At 69.6% G+C, this 17,443-nt stretch carries 19 protein-coding genes and 1 tRNA gene; 9 read left to right on the top strand and 11 right to left on the bottom strand.

Annotated features, from left to right (window positions below; genetic code table 11):
- Window positions 1-16: 16 nt before the first annotated feature.
- Window positions 17-1,327, bottom strand: a complete 1,311-nt coding sequence (locus MQH10_RS02200; RefSeq protein WP_242562438.1) for a peptide MFS transporter — start codon at window positions 1,325-1,327, stop codon at window positions 17-19.
- 230 nt (window positions 1,328-1,557) lie between these two features.
- Here MQH10_RS02200 and MQH10_RS02195 point away from each other — a divergent pair, with 230 nt between their 5' ends.
- The 4 genes from MQH10_RS02195 to MQH10_RS27230 are packed head-to-tail and all read left to right on the top strand — an operon-like array spanning window position 1,558 to window position 4,281.
- Entirely contained in the window at window positions 1,558-2,196 is a 639-nt protein-coding gene (locus MQH10_RS02195) for a cysteine hydrolase family protein (protein WP_242562437.1), read from the top strand.
- Window positions 2,193-3,518 (top strand): type I glutamate--ammonia ligase, encoded by a 1,326-nt coding sequence (locus tag MQH10_RS02190; protein ID WP_242562436.1) that lies wholly within the window; start codon window positions 2,193-2,195, stop codon window positions 3,516-3,518. Before MQH10_RS02195 ends, MQH10_RS02190 begins: the two co-directional genes overlap by 4 nt.
- Before the next feature lie 11 nt (window positions 3,519-3,529).
- Window positions 3,530-3,967 (top strand): N-formylglutamate amidohydrolase, encoded by a 438-nt coding sequence (locus MQH10_RS27235; protein ID WP_242562435.1) that lies wholly within the window; start codon window positions 3,530-3,532, stop codon window positions 3,965-3,967.
- Window positions 3,964-4,281: an N-formylglutamate amidohydrolase gene (locus MQH10_RS27230; RefSeq protein ID WP_242562434.1), complete on the top strand. Its 318-nt coding sequence runs from the start codon at window positions 3,964-3,966 to the stop codon at window positions 4,279-4,281. Before MQH10_RS27235 ends, MQH10_RS27230 begins: the two co-directional genes overlap by 4 nt.
- Before the next feature lie 109 nt (window positions 4,282-4,390).
- Here the strand turns inward: MQH10_RS27230 and MQH10_RS02175 are convergent, their stop codons facing one another.
- Window positions 4,391-5,152, bottom strand: coding sequence for an AraC family transcriptional regulator (locus MQH10_RS02175; RefSeq protein ID WP_242562433.1), 762 nt, complete (start codon window positions 5,150-5,152; stop codon window positions 4,391-4,393).
- 242 nt (window positions 5,153-5,394) lie between these two features.
- On the opposite strand from MQH10_RS02175, the gene MQH10_RS02170 reads away from it, so the two are divergent.
- Together MQH10_RS02170 and MQH10_RS02165 are read left to right on the top strand one after the other, a co-directional pair.
- A complete protein-coding gene (locus MQH10_RS02170; RefSeq protein ID WP_242562432.1) occupies window positions 5,395-6,909 on the top strand; it encodes a serine hydrolase domain-containing protein in 1,515 nt (504 codons plus the stop codon).
- Between the two features lie 116 nt (window positions 6,910-7,025).
- Window positions 7,026-7,928, top strand: a complete 903-nt coding sequence (locus MQH10_RS02165; protein ID WP_242562431.1) for a MurR/RpiR family transcriptional regulator — start codon at window positions 7,026-7,028, stop codon at window positions 7,926-7,928.
- Window positions 7,929-8,082: 154 nt separating this feature from the next.
- Here MQH10_RS02165 and MQH10_RS02160 read toward each other — a convergent pair.
- The 3 genes from MQH10_RS02160 to MQH10_RS02150 all read right to left on the bottom strand — a co-directional run bounded on the left by MQH10_RS02160 (window position 8,083) and on the right by MQH10_RS02150 (window position 10,079).
- A tRNA-Ser gene (locus tag MQH10_RS02160) sits at window positions 8,083-8,172 on the bottom strand.
- Between the two features lie 48 nt (window positions 8,173-8,220).
- Window positions 8,221-9,210 (bottom strand): hypothetical protein, encoded by a 990-nt coding sequence (locus MQH10_RS02155; protein ID WP_242562430.1) that lies wholly within the window; start codon window positions 9,208-9,210, stop codon window positions 8,221-8,223.
- A complete protein-coding gene (locus MQH10_RS02150; protein ID WP_242562429.1) occupies window positions 9,177-10,079 on the bottom strand; it encodes a tetratricopeptide repeat protein in 903 nt (300 codons plus the stop codon). The genes MQH10_RS02155 and MQH10_RS02150 overlap by 34 nt, the downstream gene beginning before the upstream one ends.
- 166 nt (window positions 10,080-10,245) lie before the next feature.
- On the opposite strand from MQH10_RS02150, the gene msrA reads away from it, so the two are divergent.
- Window positions 10,246-10,899 (top strand): peptide-methionine (S)-S-oxide reductase MsrA, encoded by a 654-nt coding sequence (msrA, locus tag MQH10_RS02145; protein WP_242562428.1) that lies wholly within the window; start codon window positions 10,246-10,248, stop codon window positions 10,897-10,899.
- A complete protein-coding gene (locus MQH10_RS02140) occupies window positions 10,896-11,234 on the top strand; it encodes an MmcQ/YjbR family DNA-binding protein (RefSeq protein WP_242562427.1) in 339 nt (112 codons plus the stop codon). The genes msrA and MQH10_RS02140 overlap by 4 nt, the downstream gene beginning before the upstream one ends.
- 1 nt (window position 11,235) lies before the next feature.
- Here the strand turns inward: MQH10_RS02140 and MQH10_RS02135 are convergent, their stop codons facing one another.
- The 6 genes from MQH10_RS02135 to MQH10_RS02110 all read right to left on the bottom strand — a co-directional run bounded on the left by MQH10_RS02135 (window position 11,236) and on the right by MQH10_RS02110 (window position 16,048).
- Window positions 11,236-11,958, bottom strand: a complete 723-nt coding sequence (locus tag MQH10_RS02135; protein ID WP_242562426.1) for a DUF599 domain-containing protein — start codon at window positions 11,956-11,958, stop codon at window positions 11,236-11,238.
- Entirely contained in the window at window positions 11,958-13,211 is a 1,254-nt protein-coding gene (locus MQH10_RS02130; protein ID WP_242562597.1) for an MFS transporter, read from the bottom strand. Before MQH10_RS02130 ends, MQH10_RS02135 begins: the two co-directional genes overlap by 1 nt.
- A gap of 150 nt (window positions 13,212-13,361) precedes the next feature.
- Entirely contained in the window at window positions 13,362-13,517 is a 156-nt protein-coding gene (locus MQH10_RS02125; RefSeq protein WP_242562425.1) for a DUF3309 family protein, read from the bottom strand.
- A gap of 85 nt (window positions 13,518-13,602) precedes the next feature.
- Entirely contained in the window at window positions 13,603-14,001 is a 399-nt protein-coding gene (locus tag MQH10_RS02120; RefSeq protein ID WP_242562424.1) for a DUF983 domain-containing protein, read from the bottom strand.
- 354 nt (window positions 14,002-14,355) lie between these two features.
- Window positions 14,356-14,493, bottom strand: a complete 138-nt coding sequence (locus MQH10_RS02115) for an entericidin A/B family lipoprotein (RefSeq protein ID WP_242562423.1) — start codon at window positions 14,491-14,493, stop codon at window positions 14,356-14,358.
- Between the two features lie 88 nt (window positions 14,494-14,581).
- A complete protein-coding gene (locus MQH10_RS02110; RefSeq protein WP_242562422.1) occupies window positions 14,582-16,048 on the bottom strand; it encodes a flavin-containing monooxygenase in 1,467 nt (488 codons plus the stop codon).
- 211 nt (window positions 16,049-16,259) lie between these two features.
- Here MQH10_RS02110 and MQH10_RS02105 point away from each other — a divergent pair, with 211 nt between their 5' ends.
- Window positions 16,260-17,423, top strand: coding sequence for a pentapeptide repeat-containing protein (locus tag MQH10_RS02105; protein ID WP_242562421.1), 1,164 nt, complete (start codon window positions 16,260-16,262; stop codon window positions 17,421-17,423).
- Window positions 17,424-17,443 lie beyond the last annotated feature (20 nt).

Raw genomic sequence — 17,443 nt, 5'->3', positions numbered from 1 at the left:
GGGTGTTGCGCAGGGCCTATCTGTCCGCGCCGGCCTCGGGGTCATGGGCGGCGAGGGCGCCGAAGCGACGGTTAAGGACAAACAGGGCCGCGCCCGCACTGGCGGCGACCGCGGCCATCAGGCTGAAGAAGGGCGCCGGGCCCAGGTCGGTGAGCAAGGCGCCGATGACGCCGGCCAGGATGTTTCCCGCGAAGCCCGCCAGATACCAGGCCGCGATCATGGTCGCCGCCATGCCGGCGGGCGCGAGGCGGCCGAAGAGTCCCAGTCCGACCGGCAGGATCCAGAGCTCGCCCAGGGTCACGATGGCGATGAACAGGACGAGCCACGCCCAGGAGGCGCTCCCCGCGGGGGACAGGGCGGCCACCGCGCTCAGGATGAGATAGGCCGCCGCCACGATCCCGCCGCCGATCGCCATGCGAAACAGGGGCGGCATCTCCGACCGACGCGCGGTGTGTCTACGCCAATAGGCCAGGACCAGCGGCGTCAGCAGCACGATGAACAGCGGATTCATGGCCTGAAACCAGGTCATGGGAATGGCGTGGCCCAGGACGCCGCGGTCCACGCCGGTGGCGGCCCAGACGGCGATGGTGTTGCCCATCTGCTCGTAGGCGCCTCGGAACAGCACGACGGCGAAGCCGGTCGCCGCGAGCAGACGCCAACGTCCCGGCGCCGGATCGACGGCGGCCGCCCTGTCGCGCCTGGGCCCGGTCTTCGGCTCTTCAGGCAGCCAACGTCCGCCCAGCAGGTAGATCGCCAGGCCCACCGCCATGCCGACCCCGGCGGCGCCGAACCCCCAATGCCATCCGAAGGTCTCGCCGAGCGCGCCGCAGATCAGGGGCGCCAGGAACCCCCCTGTGTTCACCCCGACATAATAGACGTTGTAGGACCCCAGACGCCGCGGATCCTCCGGGGCGTAGAGCTCTCGGATCTGGCTGGGCAGGCTGGGGGTGAACAGCCCGGAGCCCAGGGCGATGGTGATCAGCGCCGGATAGAACAGGGGTTGCGACGCCATCATGAAATGGCCGAGGGCCATGATCGTGGCGCCCAGGGTGACGGCCTTGCGACGCCCGAGCCAGCGGTCCGAAAGCGCGCCCCCGGCCATCGGGGTCAGGAAGATCAGGGCCGTGTAGGCGCCATAGATCAGCGACGCCTTCTGCTGGGTGAAGCCCAGTTCGCGGATCATGTAATAGACCAGAAGCGCCCGCATTCCGAAGAACGAGAAGCACTCCCACATCTGGGTCAGGAACAGGATCGTCAGGCCACGCGGGTGGCCGAACCAGTCGCGCGCCGCGCGGTCCGGCCCTGTGGCCGACGCCGAAATGGTCATGGGGTCTGTCCAGGGAGCCAAGCGTCCGAACGGCCAGACTAGGGCCGTCGCGCCGCCGGGCGCCCGCCGGATCGGGCCAATTCGATCTCCGGGCGGGACTCCGCGCGCGCCGTCGCGCCAAAGGCCCGCTGAGCGCAAGATGGGCGTGGCGCGGGCACACAACTTGTTGGCCCTATGGCCCAAGCTTGGTCCGGGGGGCGGGCTATGATCGACCTATGCGGGAGTCGAAGGTGACAGACAGATTGCGAGACGAGCCGTTCCCCATCGGGACCACGGCGCTGCTGCTCGTCGATATGCAGAGGATTTGGTTGGAGCCGGGCGCGGATCCGCACGGTTCGGGCGTGGGAGAGCGCGCCTATTTCTACGGTGAGGTCGCCGCCAACACGATCCCGCGCCAGGCGCGGCTGTTGGCGGCCGCGCGCGCGGCGGGCGTCGAGGTCGTGCACACGATCATCCAGAGCCTGACCCCGGACGGCCGCGACCGCTCGCTGGACCACAAGCTCTCGTACATCCACGTGTCGCCCGACGACCCGCTGGGACAGCCGGTTCCGGCCCTGGCGCCGCGCCGGGGCGAGGTGGTGCTGCCCAAGACCTCGTCCGGCGTCTTCAACTCGACCGCGATCGACTATGTGCTGCGCAATCTCGGGATCACCCATCTGGTGGTGGCAGGCATCATGACCGACCAGTGCGTCGACATGGCCGTGCGCGACGGCGCGGACCGCGGCTACATGGTCACCTGCGTCGGCGACGCCTGCGCGGCGCGGACCGCGGAGCGGCACGCCAACGCCCTGGGCGCCTTCGGCGGCTATTGCTGGGTCAGCGACACCGCGACCGTCGAGGCCCGGTTCCTTGAGATGGTCGCGCCATGAGCGCGCCTCAGTCCGTGTCGCTCTCGACCATCGTCACCACCGACTTCGCGGCGATCACCCGGGGGCGGGCCATCGCGGCGGACCGGCTTGAGGCCGCCGCCGGGAGCGGCGTCGGCTGGCTGCCCGCCAACCTCGCCCTGACCCCCTTCGACTCGATCGCCTCGCCCAATCCCTGGGGATCCTTCGGGGACCTGCGGCTCGCGCCAGACCTGTCCGCCCGGTTCCGCACCACGGCGACGGGGGCGTCCTCGCCCTTCGATCTCGTGGTGGGCGACGTCGTCGAGCTCGACGGCGCGCCCTGGCGGGGCTGTCCGCGAGGCCTGCTGCGGACGGCCGCCGACGAGCTGGCCGAGCGCCACGGCCTGATCCTGCGCATGAGCTTCGAACAGGAGTTTCAGGCGGTCGATGTCGATCTGCCGCCAGCCCACGCCCTGTCGTTCGGCGCGCTCCGGCGCGTCGACCCCTTCGGTCCGACGCTGTTCGCCGCCCTGGCGGAGGCCGGGGTGGAGCCGGAGGTCGTCCTGCCGGAATTCGGTCGTCAGCAGTTCGAGGTGACCTGCGCGCCGGCCGAGCCGGTCCGGGCCGCCGATCGCGCCGTGGCGATCCGCGAGATCGTTCGCGAGCTCGGCCGCAACTGCGGCCTGCGCGCCAGCTTCGCCCCAAAGGTCGCGGTCGACGGGGTCGGCAATGGCGTCCACATCCATCTGAGCCTTTGGGACAAGGCCGGTCGGCCCGTGACCCGCGACGCCGCGGCGGCGAATGGCCTGTCGGCGGCGGCGGGCGCCTTCTTCTCCGGCGTGCTGCGCCATATGCCCGCCCTGGTGGCCTTCACCGCGCCCAGCCCGCCATCCTACCTGCGCCTGCGGCCGCAGAGCTGGAGCGCGGCCTACACCTGGCTGGCGGATCGAGACCGCGAGGCGGCGCTGAGGGTTTGCCCGACCTGGACCGCCGGCGGCGGGGACCCCGACCGCCAGTTCAATGTCGAATACCGGGCGGCTGACGCCACGGCCAATCCCTATCTCGCCGCCTGGGCCCTGGTCCGGGCGGGCCTGGCCGGATTGGACGCCGGCCTCGCGCCGCCGCCGATCGCCCCGCGCCATCCCGATGGCCTCTCGGCGGCGGAAAGAACCGCCCTGGGCGTCGTTCGCTTGCCGGAGTCCCTGGAGGACGCGCTGGCGGCCCTGGACGCCGACCCGATCGTTCGTGGCTGGCTCGCCGGGGATGTGTTGGAGACCTATGTCGGCGTCCGTCGCGCGGAGCTTGCGCGGGTCGCCGGCCTGTCCCCGGCCCAGGTCTGCGACCTCTACCAGGGACTCTACTGATGGACGCCCGGATGGCACACGATTCCGCCCAATGGCCTGATCCGATCGAAGTGCTCAACGAGGGCGGACCTTCGCCGATCGTGCTGGTCTGCGAGCACGCTTCAAACCACGTGCCCGACCAGTATGGCGGCCTGGGCTTGAGGCCGGCCGATCTCGTGGATCACATCGCCTGGGATCCGGGCGCGGCGGCCCTGACCCGCGCGCTCTCCGACCGGTTGTCGGCGCCGGCCTTCCTGGGCACCTACTCGCGGCTGCTGATCGATCTCAACCGGCCGATCCATGTGCCCTCGGCGATGCCCAAGCAGTCCGAAGCGACGGACATTCCCGGCAACCAGACGATCGCCCTGGACGAGGCCCTGCATCGGGTCCGACGCATCTTCACCCCGTTTCACGCGCGGATTCAGGCCCATCTCGACGAGCGCCAGCTGGCCGGCCGGCGACGACGGTGATCTCGATCCACAGCTTCTCGCCCAGCTATCTGGGGGCGACCCGGCCCTGGCATGCGGGGGTGCTCTATAATCGCTGCACGGGTCTTGGCGAGGGCATAGCCGACGCCCTCGCGGCGGACTCCGCGCTCAATATCGGCCGCAACGCGCCCTACCGGATCGAGGCTGAGTCCGACTATTGCGTCCTGGTGCACGGCGAGGCGCGTGCCCTGCCGGCGGTGCTCATTGAGGTCCGGAACGACCAGCTCGCGACGCCCGAGGGCGTGGGGGCGTGGACCGCGCGCCTGGCCGACGCCTTCGTCTCGGTCGCGGTCTGATTTCAAGGGACTTCAGTCAAACGCCAAGGCCGACGCGGGTCGCGTCGGCGCAAGGACGGTCATCCGATGGTTCTCGGCCCGCATCAGATCGGGCCCGATCTTGCCGCCCTCAGGGGGCGACATACCGCGATGGCGGCGCCCCGAAGGTCTGACGGAAAACCGTGCTGAACGAGGTCGGGCATTCATAGCCCACGTCCAGGGCGATGGTGGTGATCGGCTGGCCCATCTCCAGGCGCACCAGGGCTTCCTGCAGTCGCACCTGCTGGCGCCACATCGAGAAGCTCATGCCGATCTCCTCGCGAAACCGTCGGGTGAGGGTGCGTCGGCTCATCGCCATCTTGGCGGCCCAATAGTCGATCGGCCGGTTGTCCGACGGATCGCTGATGATCGCCTCGCAAATGCGGGCGAGCCGCGAGTCCGTGGGCGCGCGGATCCGGCTCGGCTGTTCGGGCGCGGCGCCGATCCTGGAGCTCAGCAGATGGTTGATCCAGGTGACCTCCGCCGAGGGGGCCGGGAGCTTGGCCATGCGCGCGGCCTCCAGGATCAGCTCGCGCAGCAGCGGCGTCATCTCCACCAGTCGCGGCGAGTCCGGCAGGTCGGCGGCGTCGCGGATGGTCAGGGCTCCTGGGGTCACACCGCGCCGGAAGTGCAAGGTCAGGGTCACCCCCCGGGGAACCCACAGGCCGCGATGGGGCGCCAGGGCCCAGAGGCTGTCGCCCGTCGCCGCCGACAACATGCCCGTCGAGGCGAAGATCACCATACCCTGGCGCATGACCATCGGCTGGCCGGACACGGGCGCGAAGTCGTCGTCCTCCCGGCATTCTGGCCGGTGAAGCGGGTCAACGCTCTTAAGCAGGATGGAACTCGGCATCAGACACCCGTCGAGAGGGGGAGTTGGAATGTATTGAAACAAACATATTCATCCACAAATGGCAAGAATGTTTGATTTCTTACATTGCGGGGCGGGCGCCGCGAGAAGGCCCGGGCCTGGCCCGCCCTCACAGGCGAATGGCCTGCGGCGGCGGGCGGCCCGTGGCTGTCGCGCCCATTCTGCGAGACTCAAGCTCCGGGCTTCACGTCCGGTCGACCCATTGGAAGTGGAGGGCGCTGGCCTTGAACCTGATCCAGACTGGAGCCCTCGCGGCCTGGGTCGCGATCGCCGCGCCCGCCGCCGGCCTCGCGGCCCAGCCCGTGCGCGACCCTGTCCACGCAGTGGAGACAGGCCTGAGGCCGGCGGTGGAGATCGTCGGCCAGCCGCCCGTGCGTTGGACGATGCAGGAGCGCATGGCCTTCTATCATGTGCCCGCGGTCAGCATCGCCGTCATCCGCGACGGCAAGGTCGCCTGGGCCAAGGCCTGGGGCGTGCTGCAAGCCGGGTCCCCCGAACGGGCGGACCCTGAGACCATGTTCTCGGTCGGGTCGGTCAGCAAGGTGGGCGCCGCCACCGTGACCTTGCGTCTTGTCGATGCGGGCAAGCTCGATCTTGACCGGGACGTCCGTGAAGATCTGGTTCGGTGGCGACTGCCGGAGACCGCCCTTAGCCAGGGTCGTCCGGTGACCCTTCGCCAGATCCTGTCCCACACCGCCGGCTTCACCGTCAGCGGCTTCCCCGACTTCCAGCCTGGCCAGCCGCTGCCGTCCGAGATCGACACCCTGGAGGGCCGCGCCCCCTCGGTGGTCGGACCGGTCACCTTCGCCTGGTCGCCCGGCGCCAGCGCCCACTATTCGGGGGGCGGCGTCACCGTGGAGCAGGTCATTGTCGAGGATCGAACCGGCATGACCTTCGCCCAGGCCGCCAAGACCTGGCTGCTGGATCCCCTGAGGCTGACCCGCAGCACCTATGAACAACCGCTCCCCGAAACCTGGCGCAATGTCGCCAAGGCCCATGGGCCGGACGGCCGGCCGCGCGCCTTGCCGCGCGGTTGGGAGTCGATGCCGGAGACCGCCGCCTCCGGCCTTTGGAGCACGCCGACCGAATACGCCCGCCTGGTCATCGCCCTGATCCAATCCTACCAGGGCAAGTCCGGCGCCTTGTTGAGCCAGGGGCTCGCGCGGCAGATGATGACTCCCGTGGGGCCGAGCCAGGTGGGGCTGGGGCCCTTCCTGGACGGGCATGGCCTGACCCGCCGCTTCTCGCACACCGGCTCGAACGACTCCTACAAGGCCTATTTCGAAGGCGATCTGGCGACCGGCGACGGCGTCGTGATCTTCACCAACAGCGCCTCGGCGGGGCCGATCCGCGAGGAGGTGCGCCGCGCCGTCGCCGCGGCCGAGGGGTGGGACGTCACCGGCGTGGCCAAGGTCCCGCCGTTCCGCCTGTCCGCCGCGGAGATGGACGAACTGGCCGGGTCCTACCGCGTGACGGGGGACCGCGGGGTGCTCGGCGGGCGCATGTCGATCGAAGGCCCCCCCGAGGCGTTCGGCGTCATGGTGGAGAATGGCCGGCTATGGGCCCAGACCGTCGGGCGCGGGACCAAGGAGGAACTGGTCCCGGAGGGGCCGACGCAGTTTGTCAGCACGGCGGATTCCGCCCGTCGGTTCGAGTTCGTGCGCGGCGTCGACGGCCGGATCGACAGCCTCATTCTGCGGGTCGACGACGCGGCCTTGTCTTTGGCGCGCGCCCGATGAGCGAACCGCCCGGCGCGCCCGCGCGGAACGCCCTTGTGCGATGCGTGGCCGCGGGCCTGATACGCCCCGGCAGGCGCGTCCTTGCGGCGCGCGGCGAGACTTACCAGGAGACTTTCGTGACCGCCGAGCATGAGGCCGCCGAGCGCCTGACGATCCGCGAAAAGCTGACCGCCGGTTCGCTGTCCCTGACCCCCGCCGAGGCCAAGATCGCCCAGGTGCTGCTCAGCGACTATCCCCTGTCCGGACTGGGGTCGCAGGCCAATCTGGCCAAGCGGGCGCATGTCAGCGACCCGACGGTCCTGCGCTTCGCGGCGAAGCTCGGCTTCACGGGATTCGCGGCGTTCCAGGCGAGTCTGCTGGAGGAGGTGGAAGCCCGGCTGCGGTCGCCCCTGATGATGGTCGAGGCCAAGCTGAACAAGGGCTCCGAGCAGAGCATCGTCAAATCCTACCTCGAATCGGTCGCGGAGCTGACGGCCAGCGCCGCCGAATCCGCCGTGAGCTCGACCTATGAACGGGCCGTGGAGCTGATCATGGAGGCCCGCCATGTCGGCGTGCTGGGCGGCCGTTTCAGCCGCCACGTCGCCGGCATGCTCACCGGCTATCTCGTGCAGTTCAGGGGCGGTGTCTCCGGCCTGGGGGCGCTGTCGGCCGAGTCCTTCGATCTGCTGATCGACTTCTCCCGGCGCGATGTGCTGGTCGTCTTCGACTATCGCCGCTACCAGGCGAACGTCGTCGAGTTCGCGCGCCAGGCCTCCGAGCGCGGGGTGCGGGTCATCCTGTTCACCGACGGCTGGCTGTCGCCCATCGCCGAGTTTGCGGACTTCACCCTGACCTGCCCGGTCGAGGTCGATTCTCCCTATGACAGTCTCGTCGGCGCCGTGGCGCAGATGGAGGCCCTGGTGGCGCAGGTGGTCGCGCGCGAGAGCGGGGCCATGGGCCGCATGGAGGACCTTGAGCGGGTGAGGACCCGAAACAGGGTGTCGCTTACCGGCCGCGAAGACCCCAATCCGGACGCCTGACGGGCTGTCCGGCGGCGGCCTCTGCGCGGAGGGCCGGGCCCGCGTTCAGCCCAGCGATGTCCCCATCCCGAGGGCATTTTCGCTGGATCGCCCACGCGCGAACTTCGGGTCTTGGGAAACTTGCCGCCGGCTTGAGTCTGCTTGCCAGACTGAATGGCGGTGAGAGAGGGATTCGAACCCTCGTTAGGCTTTCACCTAAACACGCTTTCCAAGCGTGCGCGATCGACCACTCCGCCACCTCACCCCGTTCCATCGAGGGGGCGCACCCCGTCGCGGAAGGCGCGCAATATACTCAGGACGCCTGCCGGGGCAAGCGGACTTGCAAGGTCGCGGCGAGATGGGGCGGATCGAACAGCGAGCGGCCGGACTGGCGGGTCAGATCGGCCTCCAGGCGGAGGCTGTCGCGTCGCCATGCGGCGAGGGCTGTGAGGGGCGGCGGGGCGTTGCCGCGCAAGGTCTCGGCGATGGTGGCGAGCCTGCGGTCGGCGGCCATAAGGGCGCGGCGTTGGCGCGCCAGGTCCGGCGCCGCGAACCGCTCGTCGATCAGGCCCAGCCGGGCGCGGGCGCCGGCGATCATCACCAGGGCGGCCGGGCGATCGCCTGCGTCGGCCAAGGCTTGCGCGGCGGTGGCGGCGCGGCGGGCGTCCTCCATCAGCCCCGCGACGTCGACGGGACGATCCGCCTGGGCGGGGCAGGCCTCCGGCGACAGGGCGCGTACGTAGTCGGCGAGCCCCTGCAGGACGGCCGGCGGCGGTTGAGGCCCGTCGAACTCCTGGGTCACCAGGCCCTGGATGAAGGCCGCCAAGGCCGGATCGCCCGGCGCCTGGCTGATCTTGAGCCGGGCCTTGGGGCCGCTGAGATCGGGGATCGGCCTGGGATCGAAGACCCCGTTGTCGCGATGGGTGCTGAACAGCGAGGAGGTGACGTCGGCCGTGCCGGGCGGGCCGGACACGCCGGGGAAATGGAACTCGGGATTGGTGCGGCCGGACTGGTGGCAGGTCTCGCAGGCCACGCCGGAGCGCGCCGCCTGACCCCCGAGCACCACGGGGGTGCGGAAGGCGGCCCGGCCGATCTCCACCGACAGCCGCGCGGCGGGCGCGGCGGGCAGGGTGAGGCACTCGGTGGGCGCGCGGGTCAGGCGCGCCACCGGGTCCGCGCCGGGCGCCAGCCAGCGCAGGCCCTTAAGCGGTGGGCCGATCTGCGGCGCGGCGGCGACCGCAAGACCGGCCGCCAGGGCGAGGCCCAGCCCTAGGACCGCGGTTCGTGACCGACGTCGATCCAACGGCGCAGCTCCTCGGCCTCGGCGCAGCCATAGGCGCAGATGTGGTCCAGCCTCGCCAGCATCGCCCGGGCGCCGGCCATGTCGCCGCGCTCGACCTTCAGCTCGCCATAATATTCGGTGGCGCCGCGATGCTCCGGGGCGATCGCCAGGGCCTGGCGGTAGTAGGTCTCCGCCCGATCGAAGGCGCCCTTCTTGCGCCAGGCATAGCCCTGATAGGTCAGGATGTCCGGATGCGGCCCGAAGGCCTGGCGGGCCTGGCCCAGGGCGGCCAGGGCGTCGTCATAGCGGTGCTGATTGATCAGGCTGACCGCCTGGACATAGGCGGCGTCCCCTGCGGCGGGTCCGGCGAACAGCATCGGGCCGCCGGTCAGGGCGGCCGCGGGCGCCGGCGCTGGGGCCATGGCCGACTGGACCGCGTCGATCGCGGCCTTGAGCGCGGCGGCGTCGACGCAGGTTCCACAGGCTGTGGCTCGGGCCTTGAGCCAGTCCAGCTCGCCCTGGGCCTTTGGGTCTTTCAGCCCGGCCAGGGCCTGGCCCAGGCCCTGGTGGCTGGCGATATCATCGGGAGACAGCTTCACGGCGCGCTCATAGGCCCGTCGGGCGCGCTTCTGGTCGCCGCTCGCGGCATAGGCCGCCCCCAGCAGGCGCCACGCCTCCAGGCTGGTCGGCGCGACCTGGGTGACGTGATCGAAGGCGCGGGCCGCGGCCTTGTAGTCCTGGGCGTTCATCGCGGCGACGCCCTTGGCGTATTCCGCGGCCGGATCATAGGTCGGGGCGGACATGGACGGCATCTCGCCGCCGCCGCCTCCGCCGCCGCCCGCGCTCAAGGCCTGACCCGTCAGGCCAAGGCTCAGGATCGCGCCTGCCATGACCATCGTCCGCCACGATCGTCCCATCGTCGCCTCCCCGGCTGTTTGGGAGAACAGTGTCATGAAAACTCCGGCGCGTCAGCCGTGCGGGCGGACGGTGCAATCAACAGCCTGTGCGTCTATATTGAGGCTCAATCGAACCCCTGAACCGAAAGGCGATCTCCCCATGTTCTTCGCCAAGAAGTCCCTCGAGCTGCCGACCGCCGACACCGCCCTCAAGGGCCGGCCCACGGCCCTGCCGACCGCCGAGACCCACTTCATCAATGGCCGCCCGCTGAAGGGGCCCTATCCAGAGGGCCTGGAACTCGCCCAGTTCGCCATGGGCTGCTTCTGGGGCGTGGAGCGGAAGTTCTGGGACGCGCCGGGCGTCTGGGTGACGGCGGTGGGCTATGTGAACGGGATCACGCCCAACCCGACCTATGAGGAAGTCTGCTCGGGCCGCACCGGCCACACCGAGGCGGTGCTGGTGGTCTATGACCCCAAGCTCACCAGCTATGACGCGCTGCTGAAGCTGTTCTGGGAGAACCACGACCCCACCCAGGGCATGCGCCAGGGCAATGACATCGGCACCCAGTATCGCTCGGGGATCTACACCTACACCCCCGAACAGGCCGCGGCGGCGGAAGCTTCGCGCGAGGCCTATCAGGCGGCGCTGAAGACCCGTGGGTTCGGTCCGATCACCACCGAGATTGCGCCCGCCCCGGAATTCTATTTCGCCGAGGACTATCACCAGCAGTACCTGGCCAAGAACCCCGCCGGCTATTGCGGCATCGGCGGCACCGGCGTCACCTGCCCCATCGGAGTGGGCGTTCAGGCTTGACGCCGGAGGCCTTCAAGACCGCGGCCCTCGCCCTGCCCGCCGCCACCCATGTGGTGCAGTGGGGCGGGGCGGACGTGTTCAAGGTCGGCGGCAAGATCTTCGCCGTCATGGACCTGGGCGGCGCCTTCTCCATCAAGGTCAGCGACATCGCCTATGAGGCCCTGACCGAGAGCGGGGCGGCGCGGCCCGCCCCCTATCTGGCGCGGGCCAAGTGGGTGGCCTTTGATGATCTTGCCGGTCTCGACGCCGCGGAGGTGGAGGGCTGGCTCGTCAACGCCCACGCCCTGGTGGCGGCCAAGCTGACCCGGGCCGTGAAGCGGGAGCTGGGGCTCTAGCTCAGTCGGCCTGCCGGCTTTCCAGCAGGCGGCGGATGTCGCGAATGGCCCCGGCCGATTGCGAGCGGCGCTGGCGGCCGATGAGCAGCAGGGTCGCCCCGGCGGTGGCCGCGATGAAGGCCGGCGCGCCGAACAGCCAGGCCGCGGCAGCCAGCGCGAAATAATAGCCGCGCACCCCCGCATTGAACGACGACAGGGCGGGGTTGATCAGCCGGGAGGCGGCTTCGCCATAGGCCTCCTCGAAAACCGGATCATGGGTGTCGGGCGCGGCGCCGACAGCGGCGATGCAGTAGTTCATCTGGCGGATCGCCCAGATGAAATCGAGCAGGCCGCGGGCGAGCGTCACCAGCACCAGCGCGATCTGGCCCTCAAAGAGGAGCCGCGAGGAGGTCTTGAGCACCAAGAGGCTGGAGGCCGAACGGAAGGTGGTCTCGCCGCCGAACAGGGCGCCGGCCGCCGCCGCGATCAGGATCAGGTTGGACGAGGCGAAGAAGGAGGCCGAGTTCAGGGCGTGGCCCAGGAGCTGGCCGTCCATGAACCGGTTCTCGCGCACCGCCATGTTGCGCATCCAGGCGGCCCGGATGACGGTCATGTTGGTGTTGATCACCCCATGCCCCCCGGCCGAGGCCTTGAGCAACGGCTGATAGGCCAGCCATACCACCAGGAAGAAGGCCAGGGCCGCGAGGTCGAGCGGCGACAGGGGAAGCGAGGGGAGGGCGTGCATCAGTCCTCGACGATCAGGCTGTCTTTGTTGGTGTTCTTCAGAGTGAGGGTGATGAGGAAGGCGCAGGCCATCACCACCGCGACATAGACGTAGAACTCGCTCTCATGGCCTGCCTGCTTGAACCACAGGGCCGCATATTCCGCCGAGCCGCCGAACACCGAATTGGCGAGCGCATAGGGCAGGGCGACGCCGAGCGCGCGGATATGGGCGGGGAACAGCTCGGCCTTGAGCACCGCATTGACCGCCGTATAGCCCGACAGGATCGCCAGCAGCAGGACGACCAGCAGGATCGCGGCCATCGGATCGTGGGTGACGGCGATCTGGCTCATCACCGGGAAGGTGGCCGCGGCGCCGGCGGCGAAGGCGAACATCAGGGTGGTCTTGCGGCCGATGCGGTCCGACAGCGCGCCATAGAGCGGCTGGATCAGCATATAGGCCACCAGTGAGGCGGCGCTGATCCCGGTTGCGGCGTCCTTGGAGAAGCCCGAGGTGTTGACCAGGAACTTCTGCATGTAGGTCGTGTAGGCGTAGAAGGCCAAGGAGCCGGCCGAGGTGAGGCCGAAGATGGTCCAGGTCTCGCGCGGATAGGTCAGGAACAGGGCGAGCGTCGGCGGGTGCTTCTCGGTCTTGGCGCCCTGCGCCTGGACGGCGATGAACGAGGCGCTCTCCTGCAGGCCCATGCGGATGAAGAACACCACGATGGCGAGGCCCGCGCCGATCACGAAGGGGATGCGCCAGCCCCAGGCCTCCAGGTCCGCCTTGGGCAGCAGGTTCTGCAGCAGGATCAGGACGGCGAGTGCGGTGAGCTGACCCATGATCAGGGTCATGAATTGGAAGCTGGACCAGAAGCCGCGGTTCTTCTTGCCGGCGACCTCCGACATGTAGGTCGCGCTGGCGCCGTATTCGCCGCCGAGCGACAGGCCCTGGACCAGGCGGGCGGCCAAGAGGGCGAAGGGCGCCGCGGCGCCGATCATCCCATAGTCGGGCATGATGGCGATGGCGAAGGAGCCGGCGCACATCATGGCCACCGACAGGGTGAGCGCCTCGCGGCGGCCGGCCTTGTCGGCGTAGAGCCCCATGATCCAGGCGCCCAGCGGGCGGGCCAGGAAGCCGGCCCAGAACACCCCTGCGGTGCCCAGCAGTTGCGCGGTGGTGTCGCCCTTGGGGAAGAAGTGCTTGGCGAAATAGAGGGCGAAGGAGGAATAGGCGAACCAGTCGTACCACTCGACCAGATTGCCGGCCGAGCCGCCCAGGATGGCGCGGCCGCGCCAGCGGCGTCAGGCCCGGCGCCTGGGCCTCGATGGGCAATTCGCCGCCGGCTTCCGTCGCAGTCATGAAGTCCCCCCGAACCAGTTTCGAGGGGACCCTAGAACGGCTGAGGCGTCAGGCGAAGGGCGCGCGGCCTATATCCGGCCCATAAGCACCAGGATCACCACGATCAGCAGCACAAGGCCGAGGCCGCCGGACGGGAAATAGCCCCAGGAGCGCGAGTGGCTCCAGGTCGGCAGGGCGCCGACCAGGGCCAGCACCAGGATGATGAGAAGGATGGTCCCCAGCATTGAAGTCTCTCCGCGTCGCCACACCCTGAACGGTCTGGCTTGTCGGAGGGGAACGGGCGCCGGGCCGCGGCGGTTCCGGCCGGGTTTATTCGGCGGCGTCGGCGGTGTGCAGCCGCTGGTCGGCGTCCTTGACCCCATTGGCGTAGAGCACGCCGATGAAGCCGCCCTTGATGCGCGGCAGCAGGATCAGGGTCAGCAGGCCCAGCGGGATCAGGGCGCCGGGCACCACCAGCAGGGGCGGCGCCTGCCAGATCACCGGAAACAGCAGCAGGGGCGCCACGAACAGGTGGGCGACGATCAGGATGGTGAAATAGGCCGGGCCGTCGTCGGCCGGATACTGCGACAGGCTGTGGCCGCAGGAGGGGCAGTTCGGCTCCACCTTCAGATAGCGCCAGTACATCTTGCCCTCGCCGCAGTGGGGGCATCGCCCCTTGAGGCCTCGCTGGAGGGCGCGCAGGACGGTGGGGCGTTCGGTACTCGACATGGCGGCTATATGCTCACTTGAGGCCGGCGGCGGAAGTATGACCCGCCGTCGCATGCGCGAAAGATGCGGGCCCTCCGCCCGCGACCCCAGGTGCGATCCTGTCCCAGGATGTCCGAACCGGAGTTGATCAGGAACTCGCCCGGTCGTCACCCGTTTTGGGGCAAGACCTCGGAGGACCCGTCATGGCGCCGGAAAACACGCCGCTCCCGCCGGCCAAGGGCGCGCCGGGCGGCCGCATGGCCATACCGGACCGACCACGCCGGCCGAGCAGAGCGCCCGCGAGGCGCCTCCCGAAGTCGTGCCGGCCGAGGACCGGACCCGGATCGCGGAAGAGGCCTCGCGCCAGGAAGACGCCTAGTGTTTGACCTTGTCGGCCGTGTGGCTGACCGCCTTGCCGGCCGCGGAAATGTCCTGTCCCACCCCGGCGACCGTGTTGCAGGCGGCGGTCAGAAGGGCGGCCGCGACGGCGGCCAGGATCACGACTTTACGCATTCATCAGCTCCTCAAGGGATCGGCGGGCCCAACCCTTGCGGTCAAGCTTCGGCGATTTTTAGGCGCTGACGGCCGGCCCCGGCAATCCTCAAGCGGCCTGTTTGCGCCGCGCCGGGTTGGAGAACTTCATGACCCCGTCCTCCACGGTGGAGAATTTGAGGTTCATCAGATCCTTGGCGTAGTTCTGGTCCAGCTTCCAGGGGGCCTTGGAGCCCTGCTTGGGGAAGCTCGCCATGGCGCGCTGGACATAGCCCGAGGAGAAGTCGAGCCAGGGCTCTTCGCCGATGTTGGGGTCGGTGTTGCGCGGGGTCGCCTGGCGCATGCCGGTCCGGTCCATGTGGTTCAGGAGCCGGCAGACATAGCCGCAGGTCAGGTCGCACTTCAGGGTCCAGGAGGCGTTGGTGTAGCCGAAGGACGAGGCCAGGTTCGGCACGTCGGAATACATCATGCCCTTGTAGGAGAGGGTCTTGGCCGGCTCGACCTTGCGGCCGTCGACCGTCAGCTCCAGCCCGTTCAGCGCCTTGAGCACCAGGCCCGTGGCGGTGACGATCACGTCGGCCTCCAGCTCCTGGCCCGACTTCAGCTTGATGCCGGTCGGGGTGAAGCTGTCGATATGATCGGTGACGACGGAGGCGGAGCCCGCCTTGATGGCCGCGAACATGTCGGCGTCCGGCACCAGGCACAGGCGCTGGTCCCAGGGGTTGTAGGAGGGGGTGAAGTGGGTGTCGACGTCGTAGTCGGGGCCCAGCTGCTCGCGCACCATGCCGATGATGCGGGTCTTCACCTTGTCGGGGTTCTTGCGGGCGAAGTTGTAGAAATACATGCCGAACAGCACGTTGCGCCACCGGATGATCGCATAGGCGAGCTTGGCGGGCAGGCGGGCGCGCAGCCAGTTGGCGAAGGCGTCCTCGGCCGGGCGCGACACCACATAGGTGGGCGAGCGCTGCAGCATGGTGACGTGGGCGGCGGTCTTGGCCATTTCCGGGACCAGGGTCACGGCGGTCGCGCCGGAGCCGATCACCACCACCTTCTTGCCGGCGTAGTCGAGGTCCTGCGGCCATTGCTGGGGATGGACGATGCGGCCCTTGAAGCTGTCCGCGCCCGGGAAGTCGGGGGTGTAGCCGCCGTCGTAGCTGTAGTAGCCGCCGCACAGGAAGATGAAGTTGCAGCTGAAGGTGCGGGTCTCGCCGCCCTGTTCGGCGGTGATGGTCCAGGCCGCGTCCTCGGTGGACCAGGCGGCGGAGACGACCTTGTGGCCGAAGCGGATGTGCTGGTCGACGCCATGGTCGCGGGCGGTGTCGCGCACATAGCGCAGGATGGACGGGCCATCGGCGATCGCCTTGGCCTCGGTCCACGGCTTGAACACATAGCCCAGGGTGTACATGTCGCTGTCGGAGCGGATGCCAGGATAGCGGAACAGGTCCCAGGTGCCGCCGATGGCGTCGCGGCCCTCGAGGATCGCATAGGTCTTGCCCGGGCAATCGGTCTGCAGGTGGACGGCCGCGCCGATCCCCGACAGGCCCGCGCCCACGATCACCACATCGAAATGTTCCATGGTCGTCCGTCCCCCTGATATCCCCGGCTCTAGGCCGGCGTATGGCGTGCGCCTTGGCGGCGCGCCCGCGTCCTCCGGGCCTTCCCATCCTCCATGACGTAAGGGAGCCTGCCGCGCAAGGCCTAGGTTATCGCCGATAATATGGACGGATCGTCGCGCGGGAGCCGCTCTTAGGAGAATGTGGAGGACTCCAAACTACAGCATGGCGCCCATGAGCCCGCGCGCCCAACCCCTGAGCCCCAAGGCCGTCACGGTGGAGGCCGCAGATTTCGAGGCCATGGTCCGCCTGCACGAGGCCTATCTGGCCGGTCGGCCCGGGGCCATGCGCGCCCTGCCGCGTTATGTGGTGGCCCATCGGATGCGCTGTGACGGGCGGGTGCTGCGGGAGGCGGACTTCACCGGCGCTGACCTTACCGGCTCGATCTTCATCGGCGGCGACCTGACCCGCACCGCCTTCTATTGCGCGACCTTGGCCAAGTGCGACTTCCGCAACGCCCACCTGGTGCGGGCCGACCTGCGTGGGGCGAGCTTCGCCGGCGCCCGGCTGGGCGGCGCGGTGCTGGACGAGGCGGACCTGCGGGCCGCGACCCTGTGCATTGTCGACGAGAGCGGCGGTCTGCGCCGGCTGGGCGCGGGCGCAAGCTTCACCGGGGCCAGCCTGAACGGCGCCCGGCTGGACGACGCCACCGCCTTCGCGGTCGATTTCTCCAACTGCTCGCTCAAGGGCGCGCGGCTGCGGAACGCCAATCTGAAGAACGCCAATTTCCTGGACGCCAATCTGGCCGGCGCCGATTTCGCCGGGGCCAAGCTGCAGGGCGCGACCCTGACCGGGGCGATCCTGACCGGCGTCGATGTCTCGCGGCTGGGGCTCAGCCGGGCCGAGCTGGCCGCCTGTGTTCTCGACCCGACGCCGGAGGCGGTCGCCCGGCTGGGCGAGATCCGCGCCGAGCTGGACCAGGCCGAGCTCTGGGCCAAGACCGACGGGGCCGAGGGGCGACCTGCCCAGCTCGACGGTGCGGACCTGCGGCCCGCCCAGGGCAGCTTCCGCGAACGCGTCCTGGCCGGATTCACCGCCAAGGCGCTGATGGCCGTCGGCGTGGACTTCTCGCTCAGCCAGCTGCAGGGCGCGAACTTCGACGGAGCCGACCTGCGCGGCGCGGACTTCACCGGCGCCGACCTGCGGGGCGCGAGTTTCCGCGGCGCCAAGCTGTCCCACGCCCGCTTCGTCAACGCCGACCTGGCGGCCCTGCCCCTGTCCGGCGGGGGCGCCCGGCCGATCTCGTTCGAGGGCGCCAGTCTCGATGGCACCGGCCTGATGCGCAAAGCCGCCCCGTCCCAGCCGGAGCCGCGCGCCCAGAGCGTGCTGGAGCTCTGAGCCCGGGTTAGCGATTTCTC

The sequence above is a fragment of the Phenylobacterium aquaticum genome (genome assembly GCF_022695515.1).
In the GTDB taxonomy this organism is placed as follows: domain Bacteria; phylum Pseudomonadota; class Alphaproteobacteria; order Caulobacterales; family Caulobacteraceae; genus Phenylobacterium; species Phenylobacterium aquaticum.
This window is presented reverse-complemented; position numbering and strand designations above follow the sequence as displayed.